Source organism: Arthrobacter sp. fls2-241-R2A-200, assembly GCF_030209745.1.
Taxonomy (GTDB): domain Bacteria; phylum Actinomycetota; class Actinomycetes; order Actinomycetales; family Micrococcaceae; genus Arthrobacter.
Map to the genome: position 1 here is coordinate 32,591 of NZ_JARVRJ010000002.1, position 25,108 is coordinate 57,698.

The window sequence follows — 25,108 nt, forward strand, 5'->3', positions numbered from 1 at the left end:
CATGCCCGGACTCAATGGTGACGCAGATCATGCAGGGAGCAGGATCGATGCGGACGTAGTGGTGATTGGTGCCGGATTATCCGGACTGGTTGCTGCAGCCCACGCGTACGCCGCTGGCAAGCGCGTTGCCATCCTCGACCAAGAGCCAGCAGCTTCTTTGGGTGGCCAAGCCCATTGGTCATTCGGAGGCCTGTTCATGGTCGACACACCCGAGCAGCGACGATTAGGCGTGAAGGACAGCGCGGAGCTCGCCCTTTCCGACTGGCTGTCTTCCGCGGCTTTCGACCGGCCGGAGGACTCGCTCGCGCGGAAGTGGGCCGAAGCATACGTCCACTTCGCGGCAGGAGAAAAGCGGTCATGGCTCAGGAGCCTCGGCGTCGGATTCTTTCCCCTGGTCCAATGGGCCGAGCGTGGCGGTTACGGGCCAACCGGCCACGGCAACACGGTTCCGCGCTTTCATGTCACTTGGGGTACTGGTCCTGCATTGGTCAAGCCGTTTGTGGCGAAGGTGCAGGAAGGGGTCGACGCCGGAAGGGTCACCCTGCACTTCCGCCATCGGGCCGGTGCGCTGACGAAAACCAATGGCCGCGTGGTGGGCGTTGCCGGCGATGTTTTGGAACTGTCGACGGCGGCACGCGGCGAGGCCTCGTCGAGGGCTGTCACCGGCCACTTCCGTGCCACAGCGGGCGCCGTCGTCGTGTCAACGGGCGGGATCGGAGGCAATCACGCGACTGTGCGCCGGCAGTGGCCGGGGGCCGCCGCCCCTGCGGAGATGCTCTGCGGTGTGCCTTCCTCCGTTGATGGCGAATTCCTCCCGGTCGTGGAAGCAGAGGGCGGGGCCCTTATCAACGGCGACCGCATGTGGCACTACCCTGAGGGCATCCACAACTACGCCCCTGTTTGGCCACTCCACGGCATCCGCATCCTTCCCGGCCCGTCGTCGTTATGGCTGGATGCTGAAGGGCATCAACTTCCCGCACCGCTTTTCCCTGGTTTCGATTCCCTTGGCGCACTTCGACACATCACTGCATCGGGTCATCCCTACTCGTGGTTCGTTCTCGACCGGACCATCGCGCTCAAGGAACTTGGCCTGTCCGGGTCTGAGCAGAACCCGGACCTTACGGGGCAGAGTGTGCAGATGCTCTTCTCACGTCTCAGGCCCGGCAGTGATACGCCCATCCAGCGTTTCCTGGATCGCGGCGTGGACTTCCTCCAGGCGGAATCCGTGCCCCAACTGGTCTCCAAGATGAACGCGTTGGTTGGAAATAATCTGCTGGACGCGCATTCTGTGGAGTCACTGATCCGTGCCCGCGATCGGCAGGTCTCCTCCGGTCTGGGCAAGGATCCACAGCTTACCGCCATCCGGGCAGCCCGCCGCTTCGCCACAGACCGACTGATGCGGGTTGCTCCCCCGCACGAGCTCCTGGACCCTGCCCACGGACCACTGCTAGCCATCCGGTTATCAGTACTGACCAGAAAGAGCCTCGGGGGCCTCCAGACGGACCTGAGATCGCGGGTAATGGATGCTGCCGGGGATCCCATCCCGGGGCTGTACGCGGCAGGAGAAGCTGCAGGCTTTGGAGGGGGTGGCATTCACGGGTACCGGGCACTGGAAGGGACGTTCCTGGGTGGATGCCTGTTCTCCGGGAGGGCGGCAGGCCGGGATGCCGCAGCCAGCACCTAGGCTGGGACCATGGGCTGGACTGAAGACATCTTGGGACCTGGCTTCGAGGCCTACCGGTATGAGTCGCCGGCACCGGACGGTGGAATCCGCCGCGCCACGCTGGTCAGGTACAGGTCCGGCGGTCGCAGCCCCAGGCATTCCACTGCCGTGTTGTTCCTCCATGGCTGGAGTGACTACTTCTTCAACACGGAGCTGGCAGGGTTTTGGGACGCGCAGGGCTACGATTTCTACGCCTTGGACCTGCACAACCATGGGCGCAACATAGAGCCGGGAATCCCGGCGGGATATGTCGCGGACCTGGCTGATTACGACGCCGAGATCGGCTGGGCCATCGAAACGGTGCAGGAAGACAGAGACGCTGCGGCACCGGCGGGCGTGATCTTGATGGGTCATTCAACCGGAGGGCTGATAGCCGCCCTGTGGGCAAGCCGCCACCCTGGGCGCCTTCACGGGTTGATCCTCGACAGTCCCTGGTTGGAGATGCATGGGGGTGCCTTGGTTCGACGGGTGGCGCATGCCCTCTTGGCGCCCGCTGCAAGCATCAGGCCCGAAGCGGTCCTTCGCTTGCCACAACGGGGATTCTACTTTCGCAGCATCAGTGATTCGGCCGACGGAGAATGGGCCTTGGACCAGAAGCTTCGGCCACCTTTTGCGTTCCCGGTGAGGGTGGGGTGGCTCCGAGCCGTCTTTGCCGGTCACGCCGAAGTAGCCCGGGGCCTGGGTTTGGAAATCCCGGTGTTGGTGCTGATCTCCGCAGGCAGTTCCACAGGCATGGTGTGGAACGAGTCCATGCGACGCTCGGATGCGGTCTTGGACGTAAGGCTTATCGGCCTGCGTGCCATGTCGCTAGGCAAAACGGTCACCATCGAGCGGATCGACGGCGCCCTACATGACGTTTTCCTGTCAGCGCCGAACGTTCGCGGGGACGCATACGCGCGCGTGGCGCGCTGGGTGAAGAGCTTCCTTCAGTAGTAGCACAAGCCTGCTAACCAACTGCGGTTGCGGCGTCCACCGCTCCCCCATATCGGCGGTCACGTTTGGCATAGATTTCGACGGCGTCCCACAGCGTGCGCCTGTCAACATCCGGCCACAGGGTATCCATGAAGACAAACTCGGCGTAAGCGGATTGCCACAGGAGGAAGTTGGAGAGCCTTTGCTCGCCCGAACTACGCAAAAACAGGTCCACGTCCGGCAAGTCCGGCTCGTCCAAGTACTTCTGGATTGTCTTCTCGGACACCGAACCCGGCTTGAGCCGCCCTTCGGCGACGTCGCGCGCTATCGCTGCAACGGCGTCGGCTATTTCAGCGCGGCCGCCGTAATTAACACACATGGTTAGCGTGCAGGTCTCGTTGGCGCGTGTGTAGTCTTCAGCGTCTTCCAACTCCTTGATGACCGAGCCCCATAGCTTGGGCCGCCGGCCGGCCCAGCGGATGCGGACGCCCCATTCGTCGAGCTGGTTGCGCTGGCGCCGTAGCACGTCCTTGTTAAATCCCATCAGGAAGCGCACCTCCTCGGGCGACCGCCGCCAGTTCTCCGTGGAAAAGGCGTAGACGCTCACGTACTTGATGCCGAGTTCTATGGCTCCGGCCATCACGTCCAGCAACGCAGGCTCCCCTGCTTTGTGGCCCTCGATGCGCGGCAGGCCACGCTGATTTGCCCAACGGCCATTGCCGTCCATGACGATAGCTACATGCTGCGGGATCAGCTCGCTGGGAATACGCGGCGGCTCAGCACCGGAGGGATGCTTGTAGGGCGCAATGACCGGGTTCGTCCTGGGCGCGCGTGCCTTAGTCTTCTTTCCAAGTGCCACAGTCAGCTACGCTCCACATGTTTGAGTGATTTGACGGCCCGTTCCAAATGCCATTGCAAATAGCTTGCCACCAGCCCGGCCGCTTCGCGTCTGTGCCGTGCATCAGAAACATCGGCCACAGACCAGTTGCCAGTCAGCAAGGCACCGAGCAAACCTACCGTCTCGGGAGCGGGTGCAGGGGAACCCGGTGGCCTGCAGTCGTTGCACACCATGCCGCCCAGGGGTGCAGCGAAAGCCGTATGGGGCCCCGGGCGTCCACACCGGGCACAATCGGTAAAGCTTGGCGCCCACCCACCGGTTGAAAGTGCCCGCAAGAGATACGAGTCCAGGATCAGTTCCGGTGGGTGGTCGGAGCGGCTCAATGCGGCCAAAGCCCCGACCAGCAGGGTGTATTGTGCAGTTCCCGACTCCGCGTCAACATCCGTAAGCTTCTCCGCGGTCTCCGTCATTGCCGCAGCGACGGTGAACCGCCCGTAGTCGGCCGCGATACTGGTCCCGTAGGCCCCCTTCGCAACCGCTTGCGTCACGATATCCAACGTGCGTCCAGCGACGAGCTGCAAGTCAGCGACCATGAATGGTTCCAAACGTGCGCCGAACCGGCTGGTAGTCCTCCGCACACCCTTCGCCACCGCACGAACCTGGCCATGATGCTTGGTCAGCAAAGTGATAATGCGATCGGCTTCCCCCAGCTTGTGGGTACGGAGCACCACGGCATCATCCCGGTAGGACCGGGCTGCAAAAGACGGATTGGCCACAACTAATCTTCGCACTACAGGGACAAAGGAACCGGCAGTTTCGCCGTGTGGAGACGGTATTTCCCGTCACCACACGGCGGTCCGGGAATGACCCTATGCCTGCGCGTCCCTAACGGCCCGGTTGACGGCCGAAATCAGGGCCTTCAGTGAGGACGTGGTAGTGCTGGGATCGATCCCGACGCCCCAAAGGACGCGGTCACCAACGGCGCACTCCACGTACGCAGCTGCACTGGCGCTCCCGCCCTCGGAGAGGGCGTGCTCGCTGTAGTCGAGGACGCGGACATCCACGCCGTCGTGGTGCAGGATGTCCAGCAATGCAGCGATCGGACCATTGCCGTGCCCGGTTCGGCGGACTTCCACACCATCGATGCGCAGGTTCGCGGTCATCGTCATCGCGCCCGACTCATCGGTTTCGGTGCTGACGCTGCCCAAGGAATAACGGCCCCATTGCGCTTCCTTTTCAGGTGATGGCAGGTACTCGTCCTGGAACATCTGCCACAGCTGACTGCCACTTACCTCACCTCCAACAGCATCGGTGCGGCGCTGGATCACTCCTGAGAACTCGATCTGGGCCCGGCGCGGCAGGTCCAGGTTGTGCTCGTTTTTCAGCAGGTACGCCACGCCACCCTTGCCCGATTGCGAGTTGACGCGGATCACGGCTTCGTAGCTGCGGCCCAGGTCCTTGGGATCGATGGGCAGGTACGGGACCTGCCACGTGAAGTCTTCCACGGCCTTGCCTGCTGCTGCGGCGTCCTTTTCGAGGGCTTCAAAGCCCTTCTTGATCGCATCCTGGTGGGATCCGGAAAATGCCGTGAAGACGAGGTCGCCGCCATAGGGCGACCGTTCCGGAACAGGCAACTGGTTGCAGTACTCCACCGTGCGCCGCACTTCGTCGATGTCCGAGAAGTCGATCATGGGGTCGACGCCTTGCACGAACATGTTCAGCCCCAGCGTCACCAGGTCCACGTTGCCCGTACGCTCGCCGTTGCCAAACAAGCAGCCTTCAATACGGTCAGCACCGGCCAGGTAGCCGAGCTCAGCAGCAGCGACACCCGTGCCACGGTCATTGTGGGGGTGCAGGGAGATGATGATGCCTTCGCGCGGGTGCAGGTTCCGATGCATCCATTCGATGGAATCGGCATAAACGTTGGGGGTCGCCATTTCCACGGTGGCGGGCAGGTTGATGATGACTTGTTTGTCGGCAGAGGCCTCAAAGATGTCGGCGATGGCATTGCACACCCGTGCCGCATATTCGAGTTCTGTTCCCGTGAAGGACTCCGGCGAATATTCGTACGTGATGTGGGTGTCCGCGAGGGTTTCCTCGTACTTCTTGCAGAGCCGGGCGCCTTGCAAGGCGATGTCCAGGATGCCGTCTTCGTCCTGGTTGAAGACGACACGGCGCTGCAACACCGATGTGGAGTTATACAGGTGCACGATGGCCTGTTTTGCCCCCACCAAGGACTCGTAGGTCCGTTCAATGAGGTGCTCACGTGCCTGCGTCAATACCTGGATGGTGACGTCGTCCGGGATGTGGCCACCTTCGATGAGCTGGCGGACGAAGTCGAAGTCTGTCTGCGATGCAGAGGGAAAGCCAACCTCGATCTCCTTGTAGCCCATTTTGACCAGCAACTGGAACATCTTCAGCTTGCGGGCGGGACTCATGGGGTCTATCAGGGCCTGGTTGCCGTCCCGCAAATCAACGGCGCACCAGCGCGGAGCCTTGGTGATGACCTTGTCAGGCCAAGTACGGTCCGGAACGTCGACAGTGATCTGGTCTTGGAACGGCAGGTAGCGATGGGTGGGCATACCGGAGGGCTTTTGTGCATTACGCATGGCGTGGGCCTTTTCTCTAAGAACTATTGGAAAGCTTAGCCGGGCACACCGAAACTCCGCGGCGAGGATGGCCCAGCGTCAGATAGCTTTCAGGCCTCGCCGCGGCAGCTAAGAAGAAGCATTCCCGCACGCACATGGCCAGAGTAGCACGGTGCGTATGATGACAGTGCAACACCTCTAGCAACGTCCACCATGCAGACGCGGCAGCGGGGCAACGCCGCTGCACGGTACACGAGGAGCCACAGTGCCACAGTCGGGGATTACTCTTTCCAACATCGATCCTGGAGTCCGCGCCCAGGACGACCTCTACCAGCACGTCAATGGTGCCTGGTTGAACAGCACCTCAATTCCCGACGACCGAGCTCTTGAGGGAACTTTCACCGCATTGCGCGATGGCGCCGAATTGGCTGTTAGGTCGATCATCGAGGAAGCTGCGGCCAAGGGTGCGGCAGCAACCGGAGTCGAACAGCAAATTGGCGGGCTTTACTCCAGTTTCATGGACGAGGCCGCGGCGGAAGAAAAGGGAATGACACCCATCAAGGGCCGTCTCGAAGAGGTACGTTCGGTGGAATCGTCTGCGGAACTGGCCGCCCTGGTGGGCAAACTGTTCCGGGCGGACGTCTCCGGATTGTTCTCGATCTACCCGGCCCCCGACGCCGGCAACCCTGAACGTATTCTTCTCTATATCGGCCAGGGTGGCTTAGGTCTTCCGGACGAGTCCTACTACCGGGATGACAAGTTTGCCCCCGTTGTCTCGGCCTACGGCGAGTACATTTCGCGGCTGCTGACGTTGGCAGCCGTCCCTGACCCCGAAGGCGCGTCGGAACGCATCGTCGCACTGGAGACGGCGCTGGCCTCACATCACTGGGACAACGTCACCTTGCGCGACCCGCAAAAGACATACAATCTCAAATCCGCTGAGGAAGCGACAGCCCTGTTCCCGCTCCTGGACACGTGGTTCGAGGCCGCGCGCATCGACAGCGACAAGCGTTCCGAGCTGGTAGTCAGCACCCCGGACTTCTTTGCCGGGGCCGCGGAGTTGCTTGAGTCCCAGCCGCTGTCCACCTGGAAGGAATGGCTTGTGCTGCGGATTATCAGCTCCGCTGCTCCGTACTTGTCCAGCGATTTCGTGGAGACCAACTTCAACTTTTACGGCACAACGCTTACCGGCACGCCGCGGAACAAGGAACGCTGGAAGCGGGGCGTCGCCGTCGTCGAAGCTGCGCTAGGCGAGGCCGTGGGCCAGATTTACGTCCAGCGGCATTTTCCCGAGGGTCACAAGGCGCGGATGGAGACCCTGGTCGCCAACCTGATCGCCGCCTATCGCGACAGCATCTCGTCCCTGGATTGGATGGGTGAAGAAACCAAGGCGGAGGCCCTCAAGAAATTGCAGGCATTCCGCCCGAAGATCGGGTTCCCCGACCAGTGGATCGACTATTCGGACGTGCGTATCGACCCGGCAGACCTGCTGGGGAACGTCGAGCGTGCCCACAATGCCGACGTCGACAGGCACCTGGACGAAATCGGCAAGCCGGTGGATCTCAACAAGTGGCTGATGACCCCACAGACGGTGAACGCCTACTACCACCCCATGCTGAACGAGATCGTTTTTCCCGCAGCGATTTTGCAGCCGCCGTTTTTCAACGCCGACGCCGATGACGCCGTGAATTACGGCGGTATCGGCGCGGTCATCGGCCACGAGATCGGCCACGGATTCGATGACCAAGGGTCCCAATTCGACGGGAGCGGAGCGCTGCGGAACTGGTGGACGGACTCGGACCGCGCCGCGTTCGAAACCCGTACCGCCAAGCTTGTGTCTCAGTACGACGCCCTCTCCCCCTACGCGGCGCCGGATCACAAAGTGAACGGAAAGTTGACGCTAGGCGAGAACATCGGGGACCTGGGAGGCCTGACCATCGCATATAAGGCTTATATGCTCAGCCTGGACGGAAAGCAGCCGGAGGTTCTTGATGGCTTCACCGGCCCTCAACGGTTCTTTATGTCGTGGGCAGCGGGTTGGCGCCAGGTCATCCGCACCGAAGAAGCCATTCGCAGGCTGGCTACGGATCCGCACTCACCCAACGAGTTCCGGACCAACGCCATCGCCCGAAACCTCGACGCCTTCCATGAAGCGTTCAACGTGGCGCCCGAGGACGGAATGTGGATGGAGCCCGCTGACAGGGTCAGCATCTGGTAGGCAGCCTGTGCCCACCAGGCCGGGCCTGGTGGGCACAGGCTTCAGCACTACTGCGTGATGTTCAGCGGGTTGACCTGTTGGCACACGGCATCGTTGGCCGTTTGGTTGACAACGTTCGCAGGAACGGATGCCGTGCCATAGGCCGTCCCAGTCAGGAAGTCCGTGCCCACGGACAGCTGGACCCCGGATACCGCGGGAGCCTGTTTCACCTGCGCGGCCGGTATCTTGAACAGGGCTGCCACGTCGGTGGCGACGTCCGCGAACCCCGCACCGTAGTACACCACCGTCTGGTCCACCGGATTAGCAAGGTAGGCCACGGAGTCCGTGAAACCGTTGGCAGCCAAGGCCGCCGTCAGTTCCTGGCCGCGGGTTGCGACGCCGCTGCCGTTTGCAACCGCCACAGGTTGGATGGCTTTGTTGTACGCGGGAGCGGGAGGAGCGGCGACTGGCGGTTGCGATGATGCACTGGCAGCCGGGCTCGACGTTGCGCCGGGGGTGGTCAGATCCAGGTCAGCGCGCAGCGCGGCAAACAGCTGCGACGCTTGGGGCTCTACAAGTTCCAAGCGGTTTGGGTCCACCGCCGCTGGCTGGGTGGGCACCGAAACGAACGCCACTTTGGACACGTCGATGTCTTTGAGGCGTCCCCCGATTGTCAGCAGCGAAGGAACGGACGCGAGACCCTCGTCGACAGTAAGGTTCTGGGTGACGACGTCGGCAATCTGCAGGAGTTTTTGCGGGTTGCCAAGTGTGCCGTCGGCCTTAAGCTTCCTGGTCAACGACGAGAGGAACGCTTGCTGTGCCTTAATCCGGCCCAGGTCGCTGCCATCACCAAAAGCGTGGCGTGTGCGGAGGAACGAAAGTGCTTGTTCGCCTTCGACGAGTGAGTTGCCTTTGGGAAGCCGGAGACCGGAATCCGGATCAAAAACGGGATCGCTGACGCATACGTCCACGCCGCCTACAGCCTTGGATAATTCCTTGACCGCATTAAAGTCGGCCATCATGAAGTGGTCTACCTTCAAACCGGTCAATTTGTCGATGGTATCCACGGCACAACCGATACCTGCCTCAGCCATGGCCTCATTGATCATCACGCCACTGCGGGCGGGAAAGGTTTGGTTGTTGGTGTGGTCGGTGCATTGCGGCACATCAACCAGCAGGTCACGCGGGAAACTCATCACACTGACGCGTTTGTTATCGGCCGAGATATCCAACAGCATCATCACATCCGAATGGCCGTATCCGGTGGAATCGGCGCTGTTGCCGTATTGGGAGTTTTTCCCGTCCCGGGTGTCCGAGCCGAGAATAAGGATCTGCAAGCGATCGGACTTGTCATTTGCTACGGCTTCGCTGGCATCCCGGGTCTCCGCCGCGCTGAGGGGTGCCTTGGTGATGTTCGACTGCAACCGGACCAACCAAAAAGCGGCAAAGGCAAAACCTCCCAGGAGGACCAATGCCACAATTCCGCTGACAACCTTTATCCAAAGCGGAAGGCCTTTAGGAGCGTTCATATGCCGGGGAGTGCCCGGGGCATCTTCTCCTGGCGCTCCCGCCGGGGTTCCAGCGATGCCGGTGCCCTGCCGGCGGGCCTCACGACGTCGCACTATTCGGTTTACCTTTCCTCAAACACGTGGAGTCCCGCAATCATAGTTGCCGAAAACGGGAAGTTCTCCATCCACGCAAAGCCACGCCGGGCCAACAATGTGGCGAGACCGCTGCCTAGAAACCCAACTTGACCAATTGCTTGGGATCCCGTTGCCAATCTTTGGCTACCTTGACATGGAGGTCGAGGTAAACGCGGGTACCAAGCAGGGTTTCGATACCTTTACGGGCATTGGTACCAACTTCGCGGAGCCGGCTTCCTCCCTTGCCGATGATGATTGCTTTCTGGGAAGGCCGCTCGACGTAAAGATTGACCCGTACATCCAAGAGGGGGTTATCTTCTGTCCGACCCTCGCGGGGAACGATCTCATCCACCACCACGGCCAACGAGTGGGGAAGCTCGTCCCGCACCCCTTCCAAGGCGGCTTCCCGAATAAGTTCGGCGATCATGACGGCCTCTGGCTCGTCGGTCAACTCGCCATCGGGATACAAAGGAGGCGACGGCGGCATGTGGCTGATCAGGACGTCGGCAACGGTGCTGACCTGGAAGCCGTCGGCAGCTGAGACGGGGACGATGTCTGCCCACCCCTGCTCACCGAGGACTTCCCGACCCAGCGCGGCGACAGCAAGCAACTGTTCCGTCAACGCCTGGCGATCCACTAAGTCGGTCTTCGTCACGAGGGCAACAATTGGCTTACGGCCGACGGCAGCCAACTGGGCCGCAATGTATTTGTCGCCCGGACCAATTTTTTCGTTGGCCGGCAAACAGAATCCGATCGCGTCGACCTCTGCGAGGGTATCCGCAACCAAATCATTGAGCCTTTTGCCAAGGAGCGTCCTGGGCCTGTGAAGGCCCGGGGTGTCCACCAGGATCAGCTGAGCATCGTCACGATGAACAATGCCTCGAATGGTATGCCGGGTTGTCTGCGGCTTTGCTGAGGTGATGGCCACCTTTTGGCCCACCAAAGCGTTGGTCAGGGTCGATTTCCCCGCGTTTGGACGGCCAACGAGCACGGAAAAACCAGCGTGGAAGCCACCGAAGTCCTCATCGGCGTCGAATTTCTTATATTGCTTGCTCACGTGGTTCTCCCTGTTGTGTTGCATCGGCCTCGTCGAGAAGGCCTTCAAAGTCAGTGTCTTCCTTTGGCATGGCTGCCGCAATAACGTGGCTCACCCTGTTCCGGCGACCCTCCAGCCTATCTGCCCTGAGGGACACACCATTCACATCGACCGAGCTGCCTACGATGGGCACTTGGCCGAGTGCCTTGGCCAGCAGGCCGCCCACGGTGTCCACTTCGTCGTCGTCGAGGTCGAGGTCGAACAGCTCGCCGAGGTCGTCGATACTCATGCGGGCGCTTACCCTGTACGTGCCATCTCCCAAGTCGACGCACTCTTCAGCGGCGGAATCGTACTCATCCACGATTTCACCCACGATTTCCTCGATGAGGTCTTCGAGGGTGACCAAGCCGGCAGTTCCGCCGTACTCGTCAATGACAATGGCCACATGCGTTGATTCCTGTTGGAGTTCCTTGAGGAGGTCACTGACAGGCTTGGATTCCGGAACGTAACGCACCTCGCGCGCGAGCGAGTCGACGTACCGGGGTTCGACGGCGGCTTCCACACGGTACATGGCAGCCGCAACATCCTTGAGGTAGAGAATGCCACGGATCTGGTCCGTGTTCTCGCCGATCACCGGGATCCGCGAATAGCCCGACCGGAGGAAGAGGCCCATCGCCGTATCGAGGTTTGAGCCTGTGCCGATGCTGACGATGTCGGTGCGGGGAACCATTACCGAACGGACTAAAGTGTCGCCGAAGTCGAAGACCGAATGGATGAGTTCGGCTTCGTTGTCCTCGATCATGTCCGATTCCGCGGCACGATCGACGAATTCACGGAATTCTTCTTCGCTGACAAACGCGTCGTCCCCACCGGGGGCTCCGGGGGCTACCGCTTGTCCCAGGGCAACCAGCCATCCAGGGATGGGTCCAAGTATCCAGCAGAGGAACCTGATCAAGGGCGCCGTGAACCTGACCACCGGTCCGGAATGCGCCCGTCCCAGCTGCCGGGGCGAGACGCCCACCAGCATGAAGCCGATAACCGCCATGACGACGGTGGCCACTAATCCCGCAAGCCAGATGTTGTCCAGCAAACCAAGCAACACCAAGGCAACAGCGACGGCGGCAGCCATTTCAAACCAAACCCGCCAAAAACGGAGGGCACGCATGTGGGCAATCGGATTTTTCAGGATACTTCCCAGCGCAAGGCCCCTCCCCTTCCCGCGGTGAAGCGACTGCTCGGCCTCGTGCCTGGGTAGGAAGTTAAAGGCAGCCTCGGCTGCGGTCAGCAAAGCAACGAAGCTGAGAAAAACCAGCGCCATGCCAACCAGGATGGCCCACGTCACTGCATGGTCTCCATGGGGGCATCCTTGCCCAGGAATTCAGACAGCAGTTCCCGCTGCAAGCCAAACATCTCTTCTTTTTCCGTCGGTTCGGCGTGGTCGAAACCAAGCAGGTGCAGAATGCCGTGTGTCGTCAGCAACAGCATTTCGTCCTGGGTGGGATGGCCCGCGTTTCGAGCCTGGACTTCGGCCACTTGCGGACAGATCGCAATATCCCCCAGCATTCCCTGCGGGGTCGGCCGATCCGGAGTGCCCGGCGACAACTCATCCATGGGTACGGAAAGGACATCCGTGGGCCCGGGCTCGTCCATCAATTCCACATGGAGCTTCTCCATGGCGGCTTCATCAACCAGGAGGATGGACAGCTCCGCCTGCGGGTGGATGTAGAGCCGCTCAAAGATGAAGCGTGACAGTGTCACCAGTTGGGCCTCGTCGACGTCCACGCCGGACTCGTTATTGACTTCAATACTCATCGGCGGTCTCCCCGTTTGTGCTGGGCCCCAGCAAGATTTTCCGTGCGATGGGCGTCATCCCATGAGCTATAGGCAGAAACGATGTCCGCCACCAGGCGGTGCCTGACGACATCCGCGGCGTCGAGGATTGAAAAGTTCACGTCATCGATGCCGTCAAGGATCTCGCGGACAATCCGCAGCCCCGATGTGGCTCCAAACGGGAGGTCGATCTGGGTAACGTCCCCTGTAACCACCATCTTTGAGCCGAAGCCCAGGCGGGTGAGGAACATCTTCATCTGCTCGGGGGTTGTGTTCTGGGCCTCGTCAAGGATGATGAACGCATCATTGAGGGTACGGCCGCGCATGTACGCCAGCGGGGCGACCTCTATGGTGCCGGCGGCCATCAGCCGGGGAATCGATTCCGGATCCATCATGTCGTGGAGGGCATCGTACAGCGGCCGAAGGTAAGGATCGATCTTGTCACTCAGCGTTCCCGGCAGGAACCCCAGGCGCTCTCCGGCTTCCACCGCAGGCCTGGTCAAGATGATGCGGCTGACTTCCTTCAGCTGAAGAGCCTGCACGGCCTTGGCCATTGCCAAATATGTCTTGCCCGTTCCGGCGGGGCCGATACCGAAAATCACCGTGTTGTCATCAATCGCGTCAACGTAGTTCTTTTGGTTCAGCGTCTTGGGGCGGATGGTCTTGCCCCGGCTGGAAAGGATGTTGTGCGTCAGGACGTCCGCTGGATTCTGGACGGACTGGGTCCGCAACAGGGAAACCAACTGCTGCAAAACGTCCGGGGTAACCAGGGTCCCCTTGGCAACGAGCCCGCGAACTTCCTCAAGCAGGCGCATGATCCGAGGTATGACGATCGAAGGACCAGTCATGGACAACTCGTTACCGCGTGCGTGGAAGTTGACGTCCGGGAATTGTTCCTCGATGTACCGCAAGGCCTCGTCATGGCTGCCTAGTGAGTGAACCATCTGGTCGGAGTTGTCGAACGTGACGATTTCCGTGCGCGTGCCCGGCAAGGTGTGCGGGAACTCAGTTGGAGCCGGGTTACCGTTACCGGTCCTCGGCCTCCCATTCAAAGATTCACTCATGGTGCTGGCTGCTAAGCCTGTTCTCCTCTGGTTGTCTAGGCAATTCATCGATTCCAGCGGCGCTTGCTGTGGCTTCACCAGCGTCCTCGAACCACTTCAATCCTACGCCAGCCTGACTCGATGTCGGCGTTGGTCTCAACTCCGCATCGGGCTGGTATCAATCACGTTTCAGTTAGCGCCCTTCACCGTATTCGCAAGGGACCGCCGTCGGCTGTATGCAAAGCTGGCATAGGGGGTAACAAAGCACCGGCAGAACTGGTCCGGCGGAGAACGCCGCCGTGCATCAGTCCAATGCCACGGACCACACTGAGACAGGACGCTCCATCACACTGCCAGCAAGCCACGTATCCAGCGCACGGAAGCGGAAAACCGCCATGGCCGTGCCTGCGATGCTTGCTGTCTTCCTGCTCACCGGCTGTATCGCCAACAGCGGAACCAGCCAGTCCGTGCCGAGCTCCCCCACGGTGTCCGTCCAAGATGCTCCGGCAAGCAACGCGCCGTTGGAGACCACCCAAGCGTCAACCAAGATCCCGGTGTATTGGATCGGGCGCAGCAAGGACGAGGTCTACCTCTACCGCGAATTTCGGGACCTCCCGGGAGACGGGAACCCGGTAACCAGCGCGCTGCGCATCATGATGTCCCAAAAGCCGTTGGACCATGACCTGTTCACGCCATGGCAGAGCCCGGCGAACCTGGCAACATCCATCTCCGGCAAGAACGTCATCACGGTGGATCTGTCCAAAGACGCATTCAACTCGAACCTCGATCCCGGAATGGCCCAGCGCGCGGTCCAGCAGCTGGTTTATACAGCGACGGCGGCTGCTTCATCATCCGGGCTCATCAACTCCGGCCAGCAGATCCAAGTGGTCATCCTTGTGGACGGGCATAAGGACTATATGGCATTCGGTCAGGTGAAACTCGGAGACCCGATGGATAGGGACGCCTCCGTCGTGGCGCCGCTGTGGATTATTGATCCCCAGGAAGACACGACCCTTCCTGCAGGCCTGGTCAAGTTCAATGGCCGAAGCACGGACAGTTCCAAGCCGATCACCTGGCAGCTGCTCCAAGACAACGGAACGGCCGACAAAACGAGCCTGCTAACCGGGCAAACCAAAGCCAGCGGGGACGCCGGACAGTATGGACTGTTCACCTTCAGCGCCACCCTGAAGAGAGGCAAGTACGAGGTCCGCGTGTCTCAGGTGGACGGCTCCGGCGCGACGATCGAAACGAGCACGGACACCAAGCTTTTCACTGTCGGATAGAGCTGGTCACCCAACTACCATCGGCCGAGAATGTCGCTTGCCAGGACGACGGCGGCCGGACCGGCCGTTGAGGACCTCAACACGTGATGACCCAAGAGCGCGGTCACTGCCCCGGCGTCGCTGAGGCGTGTGACCTCGCGAGGAGAAATTCCCCCCTCGGGGCCGACGATCAGCAGAACCTCGCGTGCAGGCGCCGATGCTGTTATTTCAAGTCCTGCAGCGGCCTCAAGAACTCCCCGCAACGAATTCTTGGCGTCTTCGTGCAGGATGATCGCCAGATCGGCTGCTGCAACCAGCGGGGCCAACCCGGCAGATTCCACGATGGGGCGCACCTCGGGGATCCACGCCCTGCGTGCCTGCTTTGCTGCGGCCGTGACCACGGACTCCCACTTCGCGTGCGCCTTCCTCGCGCGATCACCCTTCCACCTCACGATGGAGCGTTCCGCTTGCCAGGGCACGACGGCGTCGATCCCAAGTTCCGTTGCCGTCTCGATGGCAAGCTCGTCACGGTCGCCCTTGGCCAACGCCTGAACCAGCACCAGCCGAATGGCCGGCCGATCCTCGAATTCCACACCCGACGCGGTGACGGTCAGTGTCCCGGCTCCCGCGTCGGCCACCGTTCCCGTCAACCGGAACCCGGCGCCGTCGGATATATCGACCGACTCCCCGATACCGATTCTCTTGACCGTAACGGCGTGCCGGGCTTCGGGCCCCTCAAGGACGAACCTCGCGCCCGGTGTGACGGTTTCCAGACTGCCGGGCTCTGCGAAGAAAACGGGGTTACTCACCGCTAAAGGTTACCGAGTTTGTCCCGAAGCTTCGCGAACATGCCCCCGCTGGCCACCAGCTTGCCTTCGGTGAATTGCTCACCACGAAGCTTCGCCAGCTGCTGGAGCAGCTCCTCTTGGGCAGGGTCGAGTTTGGTGGGTGTCTCCACATGGAGGTGCACCTTGAGGTCGCCACGACCGTAGCCACGGAGATGGGTTACCCCGAGGCCCCGGAGGGTGATGATTTCCCCGGACTGCGTGCCCGCCTTGACGTCGATGTCCTGCTCGCCGTCGAAGGTTTCCAACTGCACCTCAGTCCCCAAGGCGGCTGCTGTCATCGGGACGCTGAGCGTCGCGTGGAGGTCATCGCCTTCCCGTACAAAGACCGAGTCGCTGTTGACGCGGATTTCCACGTAGAGGTCACCAGCAGGGCCGCCGGCGGGTCCGGCTTCGCCCTGTCCGGACAGCTGAATCCTGGTACCGGTGGCAACGCCTGCCGGAACTTTGATGGTCAGGGAGCGGCGGCTGCGAATCCGGCCTTGCCCGCTGCATTCGTTGCAAGGATCCTTGATGACCGTACCGAATCCCTCGCATGACCCACAGGGCGCGGTGGTCAGGACCTGGCCCAGGATTGACCTGACGGCCCGCTGGACCTGGCCGCTGCCACCACAGATGTCACAGCGTTCCGGCTGGGTTCCGGGACGGCAGCAGCTGCCGTCACAGGTGGGACAGACCACGGCTGTGTCCACCTCAAGCTTCTTGTTGACGCCGAAGACGGCATCCTTGAGGTCGATACGCACACTGATGAGGGCATCTTGGCCGCGCCGGACACGGGAAGCAGGACCACCGTGACCGTGGCCGCCGCCTCCTCCGAAGAAGGTGTCGAAGATGTCTTGGAAGGCAAACCCTTGGCCGGAATATGCGCCGGAGCCGTTGTCGGTGCCGTTCTCGTTGCCGGTTGCATCGTAGACACGGCGCTTCTGCGGGTCCGACAGAACTTCATAAGCATGCGTCACGGCCTTGAACTGCTCAGCGACATCCTCCCCGGGATTTACGTCCGGGTGGAGCTTCCGCGCCAACTTGCGGTACGCCTTTTTGATCTCTTCCCCGGTGGCTTCCGGCGAGACTCCCAAAACGTCATAGTGGCTGCTCAAAGTCTGTATCTCTTCCTTGTTGTTACTGCAGGTATTCCGATGATGGACGGCGTCTTAGTCGCCGAGAATGCGGGAAAGGTAGCGGGCCACCGCTCGCACAGCGGCCATGGTTGTTGGGTAATCCATGCGGGTTGGTCCCAAAATGCCCACCTTGGCACCGGATCCATAGCCAGTTGCCACAACGGACGCCTCGGCCAAACCGTCATAGGGATTTTCCCTCCCGATACTGACAGTTACTCCCCGGGGGTCATCACCCATATCCGATAACAACCGGAGCATGACAACTTGTTCCTCAAGGGCCTCCAGCACCGGACCAATGCTCAAAGGGAAGTCCACGTTGGAACGCGCCAGGTTTGCCGTGCCGGCCATCAGGATGCGTTCTTCACGGCTGCTGCCGCTGAGCACCTGAAGGCCATGCGCCAGGGTTTGCGCGACCCCACGGAGTTCAGGGGGGCAAAGCGCCACGACGGACGGAAGGACTTGGGGCAAGAGATCCACCTGGGTACCCGAGATACTGCCGAGGAACCTGGACCGCAACATCATCAGCGCCTCATTGCCGACGTCGAACCCTACATCGATGACCTTCTGCCCGACGCTTCCGGTATCGGCAATCAGGACCACCAGCACCTGCTGGGGCGCCAGCAGCACGAATTCGACGTGGCGTACGACCGCTCTCCTTGAGTGCGGATATTGAACGACGGCGACCTGATTGGTGAGCTGGGAAAGGAGCCGAACGGTACGTTCAAGAATGTCATCGACGTCGTCGGGGCCCTCAAGCAGCGAATGGATGGCACGGCGCTCAGCCGCGGAAAGCGGCTTAACCTGCGAGATGCGGTCCACGAACAGCCTGTAGCCCTTGTCCGTGGGGATACGCCCAGCGCTGGTGTGGGGCGCGGCAATGAGGCCCTCCTCTTCGAGGACAGCCATGTCATTGCGTATGGTGGCACTCGAAACGCCGAGGTGGTGGCGTTCAACCAGGGCCTTGGATCCTACAGGCTCCCTTGAATGAACGTAATCCTCAACGATTGCGCGCAGCACTTCCAACTTGCGCGGCTCACTCATTGCTCCACCTCCTGACATCTCATGGGTTAGCACTCAACATGCCCAAGTGCTAACAAGTCTAGTATGAGCCAACGCGTTGCTAGCATTGAAACCGCCCGCGGAGATTCAAGCGCGCGGGGCCGGCAGCAAACCGGTCTGATTCGAGCGCGAAGAGGTAAGAAGACCTTGGCTTTCGACCATTGGGGCCCACAGGACCTGGCGGCCCCCGCCAAACGCCAACTTCCCGAGGTACCCGTCCAGCGAGGCATGGTCCTTGAAGACGTGCAGTCCGGATGGGTCGGCGAAGTGACACGGGTGGAGAAGTCCGGCGGCATGCACATCGTGTCCTTGGAGGACCGGCGTGGAAAGACGAAGTCGTTTCAGCTTGGATTTGGCTTCCTCCTGGAGGGCCAAGCGATCCGGCTCCTGCCACCTGCCCCGCGTCCCGCTTCAGGGGCATCCACCGGCCGCACCGCCTCCGGCTCGGTCAAGGTTCAAGGCCAGCGCGCCCGGGTAGCGATGTCCAGCCGGATCTGGGTTGAGGGCAAGCACGACGCCGAACTGGTCGAGAAGGTCTGGGGAGACGATCTCCGCGTCGAAGGCATTGTGGTGGAACCCTTGCACGGGGTGGACGACCTCAAATCAGCCATTGCCGCTTTCTCTCCCGGTCCCACACGCCGACTTGGCATTCTGGTGGACCACCTTGTGCCTGGCTCCAAAGAGTCGCGCATTGCCGCGGAAGCGATGACAGTGCCGGGCGCGGCCGGCAATGTACTGATCGTGGGCCACCCGTACGTGGACGTTTGGCAGGCCATCAGGCCGAAGGTGCTGGGCATTGAGCAGTGGCCCGCGGTCCCTCGGGGGCTGGATTGGAAGACCGGGATCTTGCGTTCCTTCGGTTGGCCGCACGAAACTGCCGAGGACGTCGGCTTGGGATGGCAACGGCTTTTGGGCGCGGTTCGCAGCTACGCTGATCTGGAAGCGTCGTTATTGGGCAGGGTGGAAGAAGTGATCGACTTCCTGACAGCGCAGTGACAGGGCGTTGGTCTTGGGACGGGCACAGGACCAAGTATTCTGGGACAGCAACACCGCAGCATCGTAAAGCAAAGGGAAGACACCGTGGCAGAGAACGCTCCTGACGAACCAGGCAGAGCCGCAGGCCAGCCCCAGTACCATGGCGCGCCTGCCAACGCACTTCCGCTGACTGCCGGCGAGGACCGGCAGTGGGCCACTTTGGCGCACTTCGGAGGGATCCTCGGGTGCTTGCCATCCCTGCTGATCTACCTGATTTTCCGCGATCGCGGGCCGTTCACCGCCCAGGAATCGAGGGAGGCGCTGAACTTCACGCTACCTCCCACGATCGCCGCTGTGCTGGCAAACATCCTGGTCCTCTTGCCTGTGGTGGGCAACGTTTTTGCCATCATCGCCACCGCCATTTGGGTTGCGCTGACGTGCTTCTCCGTATCGGCCGGGATCCGGGTAAACCACGGTCAACCGCATCGATACAAGCTGAACCTGCGCTGGATCAAGTAGTTCCGCAGCGAGTCGACTAGTCGGGAAGAATCCGGCGCACCACGGCGTCGGCCAACAGCCTGCCCTTCAAGGTGAGCACCAAGCGGCCTTTGAAAGCGGCCACCGGGTCCACTAGTCCGTCCGCGATCAGGCCCGCCATCGCATGGCGTCCCACGGCATCCAGGGCGTTAACGACCAATCCGGTCCCCAACCGCGCCTCGAGCATGATTCGCTCCACCTCGCGGGTAGCGGAGTCCAATGTCTCACGCCCGGCGGCAGGCGAACTTCCCGAAGCCAGCCGTGAGGCGTATGCCGTGGGGTGCTTGACGTTCCACCAGCGCACGCCGCCCATGTGGGAGTGGGCTCCGGGGCCAATGCCCCACCAGTCGTCTCCGCGCCAGTAGGCGAGGTTATGCCGGCATGCCTGCTCCGGCGTTCGGGACCAGTTGCTGACTTCGTACCAGCTCAATCCGGATTCGGAGATCAATTTATCGGCGAGTTCGTATTTGGCGGCGTGATCGTCGTCGTCAATTCCGGGCACGTCGCCGCGACGGATCTGTGCGGCGAGCTTAGTGCCGTCCTCCACGATCAGCGCATAGGCGCTGATGTGGTCCGGTGCGTAGGAAAGTGCCGTTTCCAGCGACAACTGCCAATCGGCCATGGACTCCCCCGGCGTACCGTAAATGAGGTCCAGGCTGACGGACAAACCGGCCTCGCGCGCCCACTGCACCACGAGCGGAACGCGGCTGGGAGTGTGTGTACGGTCCAGCACTTTCAGGACGTGGGGAACGGCTGATTGCATGCCAAAGGAGACGCGCGTGAAGCCGGCGTCAGCCAGTATCTTCAACGATTCCTGCGTCACTGAATCGGGATTGGCCTCGGTGGTCACCTCAGCACCCGGCTCCAGGCCCCACTTTTCGACGGCGGCACCGAGGATGCGGGCGAGGTCTTCGGCCGGGAGCAACGTGGGAGTTCCGCCGCCGAAGAACACCGTGCTCAGGGGACGGCTGGGAACGCCCGAAGCGTCCAGTGCGGTGCCGGCGAACTGCAACTCGGAGATGGCGGTCTCAGCGTACGCGTCCTGGGAAGCGCCACCACCGAGCTCGGTAGCTGTGTAGGTATTGAAATCACAATAGCCACACCGGACTGCGCAAAACGGGATGTGCACGTAGAGACCGAACTTGCGATGCTCGACGCCGGACAGCACCTGCGGGGGCAACATGCCATCCGCAGGTGCCGGGTCGCCCAAAGGGAGGACGCTGGGCATCTACTTCTTGGCCTTGTCCTTGGATTCGTCCGTGGTGAGTGCTGCGATGAAGGCCTCCTGCGGCACTTCCACGCGGCCCACCATCTTCATGCGCTTCTTGCCTTCCTTCTGCTTTTCCAGCAGTTTGCGCTTACGGGTGATGTCGCCGCCGTAGCACTTGGCAAGAACGTCTTTCCGGATGGCCCTGATGCTTTCACGGGCGATGATGCGCGATCCGATGGCGGCCTGGATGGGCACCTCGAATTGCTGACGCGGTATGAGCTCGCGGAGCTTGCCCGTCATCATCACACCGTAGGCGTAGGCCTTGTCCCGGTGGGTAATGGCGCTAAACGCATCCACCTGTTCACCCTGCAGGAGGATGTCCACCTTGACGAGGTCGGCGACCTGCTCGCCGTCGGCCTTCCAGTCCAGGGACGCATAACCACGCGTCTTTGACTTCAGGAGATCGAAGAAGTCGAACACGATTTCCGCCAGCGGGATCCAGTATCGGAGCTCCACGCGGTCCTCGGACAGGTAGTCCATGCCCTTCATTTGGCCACGGCGGCTCTGGCACAGTTCCATGATCGAACCCACGAACTCGTTGGGCGCAAGGATGGTAGCGGACACCATCGGCTCACGAACTTCGGAGATCTTACCCGTGGGGTACTCGCTGGGGTTGGTGACGTGGATGACCTTCTTGTCCTCGAGCGTTACCTCATACTCCACGTTGGGAGCGGTGGAGATGAGATCAAGGTTGTACTCACGTTCCAGTCGATCACGGGTGATCTCGAGGTGCAGCAGGCCCAGGAATCCAACGCGGAATCCGAAACCCAGCGCAGCGGACGTCTCAGGCTCGTAGACAAGCGCGGCGTCATTAAGCATCAGTTTTTCCAGCGCGTCACGCAGTACCGGGTAGTCCGTGCCGTCCAAGGGGTAAAGACCGGAAAAGACCATCGGCTTGGCGTCTGCGTAACCGCTCAGGGACTCCGACGCGGGCTTGGCGAGGTTGGTGACAGTATCGCCCACCTTGGACTGGCGGACGTCCTTAACGCCGGTGATCAGGTATCCGACCTCCCCCACGCCGAGGCCTTTGGAAGGTGTGGGCTCAGGGGAGCTGACACCGATTTCCAGGAGCTCGTGAGTAGCCCTTGTGGACATCATCTGGATGCGTTCACGGGGATGCAGCATGCCGTCCACCACACGAACGTAGGTGATGACGCCGCGGTACGTGTCATAAACAGAATCAAAGATCATGGCACGGGCCGGAGCGTCGGGATCGCCTACGGGGCCCGGAAGGTCACGGACAATTTTATCCAGCAGCGCCTCCACACCTACGCCTGTCTTGCCTGAAACCTTGAGAACATCCTCAGGATCCCCGCCAATAAGGTTGGCCAGCTCCGCCGCGTACTTTTCGGGCTGGGCGGCCGGGAGGTCGATCTTGTTCAGCACCGGGATGATGGTGAGGTTGTTTTCCATCGCCAGGTACAAGTTGGCCAGTGTTTGCGCCTCGATGCCTTGGGCTGCGTCAACGAGCAACACCGCCCCTTCGCAGGCCGCGAGCGATCGCGAAACCTCATAAGTGAAGTCCACGTGGCCGGGGGTATCGATCATGTTCAGTGCGTAGGACGTGCCGTCAAGCTCCCAAGGCATGCGTACCGCCTGGGACTTGATGGTGATGCCGCGCTCACGCTCGATATCCATACGGTCCAGATACTGGGCCTTCATGTCGCGTTGTTGAACGACGCCGGTGTACTGCAGCATGCGGTCGGCCAAGGTGGACTTACCGTGGTCGATGTGGGCAATGATGCAGAAGTTCCGGATGATGGCCGGATCTGTCGCGGCGGGCACCGGTGCGGTGCGGGCCATGGGAGACACGCAGGGTCCTTACTGTCGACGCTCGCACGGCAAACTGGCCGACGTGGCATAGGCCAGCCGGGACACGCCGCGCATCTGATTCTCTAGTCTCCCACGAACCGGGGGTTCGCCGTACATTGCCCCGACTTCGCCTTCGGGCCTTTGCTCCGTACTGAGTTGTAGCGTTGTGTCATGGCTTTTGACCTGCGGCCGCTGGGCCACTTCATTCTGCGTTCCATCAAGTCGCTGGGAGCTGGCGCCACTAAAGGGTCCACCCCGACACGTCCGCCCCGAGCGCAACGCCAGCCAACCGCCGTCGGGCCTGTCGCGGGCGCCGCTCCCGGCGCATATCCGGGCGACTTCCGCGGGTCTGCCAAAGTCAGCTATTCTCCCCGACCTGACGGCAGGCCGGACCCTGGGGAGATCGTCTGGAGTTGGGTCCCTTATGAAGAGGACTATTCCCGGGGTAAGGACCGTCCGGTGCTTCTGGTCGGTAGGGACGGGGATTGGTTGCTGGGGCTCATGCTGACGAGCAAGGATCACGACGGCGGGCCCGCATCGGAGGATTACCTGGACATCGGGGCGGGTACGTGGGATCCGCAGCGACGCCCCAGCGAGGTCAAAGTCGACCGGATCATCCGGCTGGATCCTGGCAAAGTTCGTCGTGAAGGTGCCGTCCTGGAAAAGGCCCGATTCCGGCAAGTCGCCGCCGTCTTGCGCACACGGCACGGGTGGAGCTGAAGCCGAATCAGGTAAAGGCTGATTTTCTGCTATCCTTTATAGCTGTGTGTCCGTGCAGGTCGACGGGCATGCATGGTTGGCTGCCATAGGTATCCCCACGCCGCTCAGTCGATGGCCAACCTGATAACCCTCTAGACCATTTCCGCATTAAAAAGAGAGTTCATACGTGGCTAATATCAAGTCCCAGAAGAAGCGCATCCTCACCAACGAGAAGGCTCGCCTGCGTAACAACGCCGTCAAGTCCGAACTGAAGACGGCCATCCGCGCCGTCAACACGGCCGTTGAGTCCTCAGACAAGGATGCCGCTGGAACTGCACTTGCTGCTGCCAGCCGCAAGCTGGACAAGGCTGTCAGCAAGGGCGTTATTCACAAGAACAACGCTGCAAACCGCAAGTCGGCGATCTCCAAAAAGGTCAACGCACTCTAAGGTTTTCCAGTTCGACTGAGCTGATCAAAAGGCCGGCGCCCCTTGGGTGCCGGCCTTTGGGTTTAACCCGCACGGCGTCGCTACAGGCGCGTTCCCATCCGCCGGCGCGCCAGGGGTCAGCGCCGACTGGCCGACGACGCGATCACGGTTACCGCATGTTCAACGGCGAACACAGGATCCCGCGAAAGGCCCTTGACCTGAGCATCGGCTTCGGCCACCACCTGGATGGAGCGGATGAGCCCCTCCGGCGTCCAACGACGTACGTCACGTTGTGCTTGTTCGACGAGCCAAGGCTGCATGCCCAAGTTCTTGGCGATTGATGCAGACGAGCCGTTGGCACCGGCAACCTTTGCCAAGGTCCGCAGCTTCGCAGCCAACGCAGCCACCAGGGGAACGGGATCCACGCCAGTGGACAGGGCATGCCTCAGGGTAGATAGCGCCAAGGGCCCGTTTCCGACCATGGCAGCATCGGCAACTTTGAACGCCGTCGCCTCCACACGTCCTCCGTAATAGCGCTCCACTGTCGAGGCATCAACGGTGGTGGTTGCGTCGGCAATCAATTGGTTGCATGCCGCTGCCAGTTCCGAAAGGTTGGCTCCCACCGCGTTCACCAGTGCCTGCACCGCCTCGCCGTCGATTCGCCGTCCGCCTGCCCTGAACTCCGACACGACGAACGCGGACTTATCCACGTCCTTCTTCAGTGGTTGGCATTCGACGACCGGCCATCCGGCCGATTTGACGGCGTCAAGGAGCTTCTTGCCACGCGTCCCGCCGGAGTGGCGCAGAACCAGCACCACATCTTCCTCGGGGTGGGCAAGGTATGCCAACGCATCCGACGAGAAGGCATCGTTCATGGCTTCGAGGCCGGAAACTTCAATGAGCTTCGCTTCCCCGAACAGGGAAGGGGCCACGGTCATGGCCAAAGATCCGGCCTCATAGGACCCCGCTTCCAGCCGGGTCAACTCCACGTCCGGTGCGGACGCTCGAACGGTGGTGCGCATGTGGTCCATAGCCCGGATTCCGAGATACTCCTCCGGCCCCGAGACCAGGACCACCGGAGCTGGTGCCGCGTCCCGCCAGCTGACGATATTCGCCGCGCCACTCTTTGCCCGCGCATTTTGGCCTGCAGCCACAGGGATTCCTTCCGGACGATTTATTGCCTCCCCTAAGTCTGTCATGCCAGCGCCGCGACGGTCTGCGGGAATTACGCTGTCGAATGGATTTTGTGGCTAGACTGACCAGCGTTGGTGTAACCGGGGAGAGCATTAAATGG

General features: G+C 61.4%; 22 protein-coding genes. 8 read left to right on the plus strand and 14 right to left on the minus strand.

The features are described from left to right. Position 1: 1 nt before the first annotated feature. Both QRN42_RS02345 and QRN42_RS02350 read left to right on the plus strand, forming a co-directional pair. On the plus strand, positions 2 to 1,684 hold the full coding sequence (locus QRN42_RS02345) for an FAD-binding dehydrogenase (protein WP_284977900.1): 1,683 nt from the start codon (positions 2 to 4) through the stop codon (positions 1,682 to 1,684). 9 nt (positions 1,685 to 1,693) lie between these two features. Further along, complete coding sequence (locus QRN42_RS02350; protein ID WP_284977902.1) at positions 1,694 to 2,656, plus strand: alpha/beta hydrolase; 963 nt, start codon at positions 1,694 to 1,696, stop codon at positions 2,654 to 2,656. A gap of 13 nt (positions 2,657 to 2,669) precedes the next feature. Here QRN42_RS02350 and QRN42_RS02355 read toward each other — a convergent pair whose 3' ends face one another. The 3 genes from QRN42_RS02355 to leuA form a co-directional block, all read right to left on the minus strand. Continuing rightward, positions 2,670 to 3,494 (minus strand): isoprenyl transferase, encoded by an 825-nt coding sequence (locus tag QRN42_RS02355; RefSeq protein ID WP_284977904.1) that lies wholly within the window; start codon positions 3,492 to 3,494, stop codon positions 2,670 to 2,672. Positions 3,495 to 3,496: 2 nt separating this feature from the next. Continuing rightward, complete coding sequence (recO, locus tag QRN42_RS02360) at positions 3,497 to 4,249, minus strand: DNA repair protein RecO (protein ID WP_284977905.1); 753 nt, start codon at positions 4,247 to 4,249, stop codon at positions 3,497 to 3,499. Positions 4,250 to 4,342: 93 nt separating this feature from the next. Then, positions 4,343 to 6,082 carry a 2-isopropylmalate synthase gene (gene leuA, locus QRN42_RS02365; RefSeq protein WP_284977907.1) on the minus strand — a complete coding sequence of 580 codons (1,740 nt, stop codon included), beginning with the start codon at positions 6,080 to 6,082 and terminating at the stop codon, positions 4,343 to 4,345. Positions 6,083 to 6,326: 244 nt separating this feature from the next. On the opposite strand from leuA, the gene QRN42_RS02370 reads away from it, so the two are divergent. Beyond that, positions 6,327 to 8,279 (plus strand): M13 family metallopeptidase, encoded by a 1,953-nt coding sequence (locus QRN42_RS02370; RefSeq protein ID WP_284977909.1) that lies wholly within the window; start codon positions 6,327 to 6,329, stop codon positions 8,277 to 8,279. Positions 8,280 to 8,326: 47 nt separating this feature from the next. Here the strand turns inward: QRN42_RS02370 and QRN42_RS02375 are convergent, their stop codons facing one another. The 5 genes from QRN42_RS02375 to QRN42_RS02395 all read right to left on the minus strand — a co-directional run bounded on the left by QRN42_RS02375 (position 8,327) and on the right by QRN42_RS02395 (position 13,831). Next, positions 8,327 to 9,880 (minus strand): LCP family protein, encoded by a 1,554-nt coding sequence (locus QRN42_RS02375; RefSeq protein WP_284977911.1) that lies wholly within the window; start codon positions 9,878 to 9,880, stop codon positions 8,327 to 8,329. Between the two features lie 115 nt (positions 9,881 to 9,995). Then, positions 9,996 to 10,982, minus strand: coding sequence for a GTPase Era (gene era / locus QRN42_RS02380; protein ID WP_502869474.1), 987 nt, complete (start codon positions 10,980 to 10,982; stop codon positions 9,996 to 9,998). Next, on the minus strand, positions 10,942 to 12,279 hold the full coding sequence (locus tag QRN42_RS02385) for a hemolysin family protein (RefSeq protein ID WP_284977915.1): 1,338 nt from the start codon (positions 12,277 to 12,279) through the stop codon (positions 10,942 to 10,944). The genes era and QRN42_RS02385 overlap by 41 nt, the downstream gene beginning before the upstream one ends. Beyond that, complete coding sequence (gene ybeY / locus QRN42_RS02390) at positions 12,276 to 12,749, minus strand: rRNA maturation RNase YbeY (protein WP_284977917.1); 474 nt, start codon at positions 12,747 to 12,749, stop codon at positions 12,276 to 12,278. Before ybeY ends, QRN42_RS02385 begins: the two co-directional genes overlap by 4 nt. Beyond that, a complete protein-coding gene (locus tag QRN42_RS02395; protein WP_284977919.1) occupies positions 12,746 to 13,831 on the minus strand; it encodes a PhoH family protein in 1,086 nt (361 codons plus the stop codon). The genes ybeY and QRN42_RS02395 overlap by 4 nt, the downstream gene beginning before the upstream one ends. A gap of 389 nt (positions 13,832 to 14,220) precedes the next feature. Between QRN42_RS02395 and QRN42_RS02400 the strand changes: the two genes are divergently transcribed. Then, positions 14,221 to 15,093, plus strand: a complete 873-nt coding sequence (locus tag QRN42_RS02400) for a GerMN domain-containing protein (protein ID WP_284978044.1) — start codon at positions 14,221 to 14,223, stop codon at positions 15,091 to 15,093. Positions 15,094 to 15,107: 14 nt separating this feature from the next. Here the strand turns inward: QRN42_RS02400 and QRN42_RS02405 are convergent, their stop codons facing one another. The 3 genes from QRN42_RS02405 to hrcA are packed head-to-tail and all read right to left on the minus strand — an operon-like array spanning position 15,108 to position 18,076. After that, positions 15,108 to 15,881, minus strand: a complete 774-nt coding sequence (locus tag QRN42_RS02405; RefSeq protein ID WP_284977921.1) for a 16S rRNA (uracil(1498)-N(3))-methyltransferase — start codon at positions 15,879 to 15,881, stop codon at positions 15,108 to 15,110. Positions 15,882 to 15,883: 2 nt separating this feature from the next. Next, a complete protein-coding gene (gene dnaJ / locus QRN42_RS02410) occupies positions 15,884 to 17,014 on the minus strand; it encodes a molecular chaperone DnaJ (protein ID WP_284977922.1) in 1,131 nt (376 codons plus the stop codon). A gap of 54 nt (positions 17,015 to 17,068) precedes the next feature. Then, positions 17,069 to 18,076 (minus strand): heat-inducible transcriptional repressor HrcA, encoded by a 1,008-nt coding sequence (gene hrcA, locus QRN42_RS02415; RefSeq protein ID WP_284977924.1) that lies wholly within the window; start codon positions 18,074 to 18,076, stop codon positions 17,069 to 17,071. 165 nt (positions 18,077 to 18,241) lie between these two features. Between hrcA and QRN42_RS02420 the strand changes: the two genes are divergently transcribed. Both QRN42_RS02420 and QRN42_RS02425 read left to right on the plus strand, forming a co-directional pair. After that, the gene (locus tag QRN42_RS02420; protein WP_284977926.1) at positions 18,242 to 19,090 is read left to right on the plus strand and encodes a DUF3097 domain-containing protein; all 849 of its coding nucleotides are present in this window, start codon (positions 18,242 to 18,244) and stop codon (positions 19,088 to 19,090) included. A gap of 84 nt (positions 19,091 to 19,174) precedes the next feature. After that, on the plus strand, positions 19,175 to 19,588 hold the full coding sequence (locus QRN42_RS02425) for a DUF4870 domain-containing protein (RefSeq protein WP_284974582.1): 414 nt from the start codon (positions 19,175 to 19,177) through the stop codon (positions 19,586 to 19,588). Positions 19,589 to 19,604: 16 nt separating this feature from the next. On the opposite strand, the gene hemW is transcribed toward QRN42_RS02425, so the two are convergent. Both hemW and lepA read right to left on the minus strand, forming a co-directional pair. Continuing rightward, positions 19,605 to 20,834, minus strand: coding sequence for a radical SAM family heme chaperone HemW (gene hemW / locus QRN42_RS02430; RefSeq protein WP_284977928.1), 1,230 nt, complete (start codon positions 20,832 to 20,834; stop codon positions 19,605 to 19,607). Next, a complete protein-coding gene (lepA, locus tag QRN42_RS02435) occupies positions 20,835 to 22,688 on the minus strand; it encodes a translation elongation factor 4 (protein WP_284974580.1) in 1,854 nt (617 codons plus the stop codon). A 171-nt stretch (positions 22,689 to 22,859) separates the two neighbouring features. Here lepA and QRN42_RS02440 point away from each other — a divergent pair, with 171 nt between their 5' ends. Together QRN42_RS02440 and rpsT are read left to right on the plus strand one after the other, a co-directional pair. Beyond that, on the plus strand, positions 22,860 to 23,408 hold the full coding sequence (locus tag QRN42_RS02440) for a type II toxin-antitoxin system PemK/MazF family toxin (RefSeq protein ID WP_284977930.1): 549 nt from the start codon (positions 22,860 to 22,862) through the stop codon (positions 23,406 to 23,408). Between the two features lie 166 nt (positions 23,409 to 23,574). Next, positions 23,575 to 23,835: a 30S ribosomal protein S20 gene (gene rpsT, locus QRN42_RS02445; RefSeq protein ID WP_284974578.1), complete on the plus strand. Its 261-nt coding sequence runs from the start codon at positions 23,575 to 23,577 to the stop codon at positions 23,833 to 23,835. 116 nt (positions 23,836 to 23,951) lie between these two features. Here the strand turns inward: rpsT and holA are convergent, their stop codons facing one another. Then, positions 23,952 to 24,968, minus strand: a complete 1,017-nt coding sequence (holA, locus tag QRN42_RS02450) for a DNA polymerase III subunit delta (protein ID WP_284977931.1) — start codon at positions 24,966 to 24,968, stop codon at positions 23,952 to 23,954. Positions 24,969 to 25,108: the final 140 nt, after the last annotated feature.